The sequence below is a fragment of the Burkholderia sp. HAN2018 genome, from assembly GCF_024704855.1.
Classification (GTDB): domain Bacteria; phylum Pseudomonadota; class Gammaproteobacteria; order Burkholderiales; family Burkholderiaceae; genus Burkholderia; species Burkholderia cepacia.
This window is the reverse complement of the sequence record NZ_QOBB01000396.1, coordinates 1-3,529: the sequence shown is the minus strand read 5'-3', so window position 1 is coordinate 3,529 and position 3,529 is coordinate 1. Positions and strand designations below refer to the sequence as shown.

The window sequence follows — 3,529 nt, the reverse complement described above, 5'->3', positions numbered from 1 at the left end:
GGCCGCGCCGCGGATCGTCGCGGTCAGTTCGTTCGTCGCGCACCGCTACCGCGCCGACGCGCCGTTCGCGGCCACCGCTGCCGCGAAGGCCGCGCTCGAATCGCTCGTGCGCACCGCCGCCGCCGAATTCGCCGCGCGCGGCATCACCGTCAACGCGGTCGCGCCGGGCTTCACGCGCAAGGACCACGGGCCGAGCGCCGGCAACGCCGACGCGTGGGCACAGGCCGAACAGGCGACACCGCTCGGCCGGATCGCCGAACCCGACGACGTCGCCGCGCTGATCGCGTTCCTGCTGTCGGATGCGGCGCGACAGATCACCGGGCAGATCGTCCACATCGACGGCGGCCTGACGCTCTGAATCGAGCGGCCGTACGTCGTGCGGATGCGCGGGACGTCGCTGCCACCGACGTTGGCGTGGCACGCGAGCGCGATCGGCACTCGCACGTTCCCGGAACACCCGCCGTTCCACGCAGCCCTCCCACCCTCGCCGCCCGCCGCGCCATCGCGCCCTCGCTCCCGTCTTTTTGGCGCCCCGCTCCCCGCCCGTAAAATAACCGCCACGCGGCAGCGCGAGACAGGACGAGACAACAGGGGGGACGGCAAACATGCAGGCATTCCAGTGGTTCGACGAGCTGTCGACACGCGAACGCAGGACGCTGTATGCCGGATTCGGCGGCTACGCGGTCGATGCGTTCGACTTCATGATCTATTCGTTCCTGATTCCGACGCTGATCGCAGCCTGGGGCATGACGAAGAGCGAGGCCGGGATGATCGCGACGAGCTCGCTGATCTCGTCGGCGCTCGGCGGCTGGGTCGCCGGCATCCTCGCCGACCGCTACGGCCGCGTGCGCGTGCTGCAGTGGACGATCGCGACGTTCGCGCTGTTCACGTGCCTGTCCGGCTTCACCCACTCGTTCTGGCAACTGCTCGCGACACGCACGCTGCAGGGCTTCGGCTTCGGCGGCGAATGGTCGGTCGTGACGATCATGATGGCCGAGACGATCCGCTCGCCCGAACACCGCGCGAAGGCCGTCGGCACCGTGCAGAGCAGCTGGTCGTTCGGCTGGGGCGCGGCCGCGATCCTCTACTGGGCGTTCTTCGCGCTGCTGCCCGAGCAGGTCGCATGGCGCGCATGCTTCTGGATCGGCATCGCGCCCGCGCTGTGGATCCTGTACATCCGCCGCAACGTCAGCGATCCGGACATCTACACGGCCACCCGCCGCGCGCGCGACGAAGGCCGCGTGTCGGGCCACTTCCTCGAGATCTTCTCGCCGCCGCACCTGCGCGCGACGCTGTTCGGCAGCGCGCTGTGCACCGGGATGCTGGGCGGCTACTACGCGATCACGACGTGGCTGCCCACCTACCTGAAAACCGTCCGCCACCTGTCGGTGTTCAATACGAGCGGCTATCTCGTCGTGCTGATCGTCGGCTCGTTCGTGGGCTACGTGGTCGGCGCGATCCTGTCCGACCGGCTCGGCCGCCGCGCGTCGTTCATCCTGTTCGCGATCGGCTCGTTCTCGCTCGGCATGGCGTACACGATGCTGCCGATCACCGACACCGCAATGCTGCTGCTGGGCTTCCCGCTCGGGATCGTCGTGCAAGGGATCTTCGCGGGCGTCGGCGCGTACCTGTCGGAGCTGTATCCCGGTGCGATCCGCGGCTCAGGCCAGGGCTTCTGCTACAACCTCGGGCGCGGGCTCGGCTCGTTCTTCCCGATCCTCGTCGGCTCGCTGTCGCAGTCGATGTCGCTCGTGAAGGCGATCGGCCTCGTCGCGGGCGGCGGCTACCTGCTCGTGATCGTCGCCGCGCTCGTCCTGCCGGAAACGCGCGGCAAGTCGCTCGTCGACGATCCGGCCGTCGCGTCCTGAGCAACCGCCACGTTCCGGAAACCGCATGCACGTGATCGTTCTCGGCGCCGGCGTGATCGGCGTCACCACTGCCTGGCACCTGCGCGAAGCCGGTTGCGAGGTCACCGTGATCGAACGCGAGGCCGATGTCGCGCAGGCGACGAGCCTCGGCAACGCGGGCGTGATCGCGCCCGGCTACGTGACGCCGTGGGCCGCCCCCGGGATGCCCGGCAAGATCCTCAAGTACCTGTTCGAGCCCGCGTCGCCGCTGATCTTCCGGCCGACGCTCGAAGCCGCGCAGTGGCGCTGGATCGCGCGCTGGCTGCGCGAATGCGAATTCGAGCGGTTTCGTGTGAACAAGCAGCGGATGCAGCGCATCGCCTATTACAGCCGCGCATGCCTGCACGCGTTTCGCGACCGGCATCCGTTCGACTACGGCGCGAGCCGGGGCTACCTCCAGCTGCTGCGCGGCGCGTTCGACGTGCAGATGGTGCAGCCCGCGCTGAAGGTGCTGCGCGACGCCGGCATCGCGTTTCGCGAGCTCGATGCGGCCGGCTGCACGGCGATCGAGCCGGGACTGCGCTGGGCGCGGCAGGCGCCCGTCGGCGGCATCTACCTGCCCGACGACGAAGCGGGCGACTGCGCGCGCTTTACGCGTGAACTGCGGGCGCTGTGCGAAGCAGACGGCGTGACGTTCCGCTTTCACACGGACGTGCAGGCGCTCGACGTTGAAGCGGGCCGGGTGCGCGGCGTGCGGATCGTCGGTAACGGCAACGAGGATGGCGATACGCCGGATCGCGCACGAGCGCATCCGCTCGCATCGAACGCCGGCGGCAAGCAACGCGACGCGCGGCTCGCCGCCGACGCGATCGTCGTCGCGCTCGGCGTCGACAGCGCCGCACTGCTGCGGCCGCACGGCATCGACGTGCCGCTCTATCCGGTGAAGGGATACTCGGCGACGCTCTCCGTCGTCGACGACGAAAAAGCGCCGCACGCCGCGCTGATGGACGAATCGCTGAAGACGGCGATCACGCGCTTCGGCCCGACGTTGCGCGTCGCGGGTACCGCGGAACTCGGCAACCGGCACGCAGCGCTGCGCCGGCAGGCGCTCGATACGCTGATGAAGGTGCTCGACGACTGGTTCCCGCATGCGGCCGATCGCGCATCGGCGCGCTTCTGGGTCGGCCGCCGGCCGATGACGCCCGACGGGCCGCCGCTGCTCGGCGCGAGCGGGATCGACGGGCTCTGGCTCAACGTCGGCCACGGCTCGACGGGCTGGGCGATGTCGATGGGGTCGGGGAAGGTGGTGGCGGATCTCGTCACGGGGCGGGAACCGGAGATCGACTTGTCGGGCCTGACGCTCGCGCGCTACGGCCGGTAGGGCTGGTGGCACGGTGGCACGGTGGCGCGGTGGCCCAGCTGGCCCGGCTGGCCCGGCTGGCCCGGCTGGCCCGGCTGGCCCGGCTGGCCGGACGATATCGCCGACGCGATACACACCGCGTCCGGCAATCACACCGCGGCGCGCAAGCCGCTCACTGCGGCGCCGGACCGTCCGCCTCGCCGTCCGCCCATGCGATCGGCGCGGACGCGACCGGCCGATGCGACACGCCCTCGTGCGACAGCCGGCTTTCGAACAACGTCAGCGCGTCGACACGCACCGCGACCGCCCGCCCGGGCGCACC

3 protein-coding genes and 1 pseudogene are annotated in these 3,529 nt (G+C 70.5%); 3 read left to right on the top strand and 1 reads right to left on the bottom strand.

Annotated elements, in window-relative coordinates; genetic code table 11:
- The 3 genes from DPV74_RS40005 to DPV74_RS39995 all read left to right on the top strand — a co-directional run.
- The coding region (locus DPV74_RS40005) for an SDR family oxidoreductase (protein WP_119339192.1) at positions 1–358 on the top strand (358 nt) is incomplete at its 5' end.
- 247 nt (positions 359–605) lie between these two features.
- Entirely contained in the window at positions 606–1,868 is a 1,263-nt protein-coding gene (locus DPV74_RS40000) for an MFS transporter (protein WP_027788552.1), read from the top strand.
- 25 nt (positions 1,869–1,893) lie between these two features.
- Positions 1,894–3,228 carry a D-amino acid dehydrogenase gene (locus DPV74_RS39995; protein ID WP_119339191.1) on the top strand — a complete coding sequence of 445 codons (1,335 nt, stop codon included), beginning with the start codon at positions 1,894–1,896 and terminating at the stop codon, positions 3,226–3,228.
- A 151-nt stretch (positions 3,229–3,379) separates the two neighbouring features.
- On the opposite strand, the pseudogene DPV74_RS39990 reads toward DPV74_RS39995, so the two are convergent.
- Positions 3,380–3,529: pseudogene (locus tag DPV74_RS39990) on the bottom strand (RNA 2',3'-cyclic phosphodiesterase); the annotation flags it as partial.

What these genes read in the sequence shown, in the direction of transcription:
- DPV74_RS39995 (WP_119339191.1), top strand. Translation starts at nt 1,894, where the DNA reads ATGCACGTGATCGTTCTCGGCGCCGGCGTGATCGGCGTCACCACTGCC.
- DPV74_RS40000 (WP_027788552.1), top strand. Translation starts at nt 606, where the DNA reads ATGCAGGCATTCCAGTGGTTCGACGAGCTGTCGACACGCGAACGCAGG.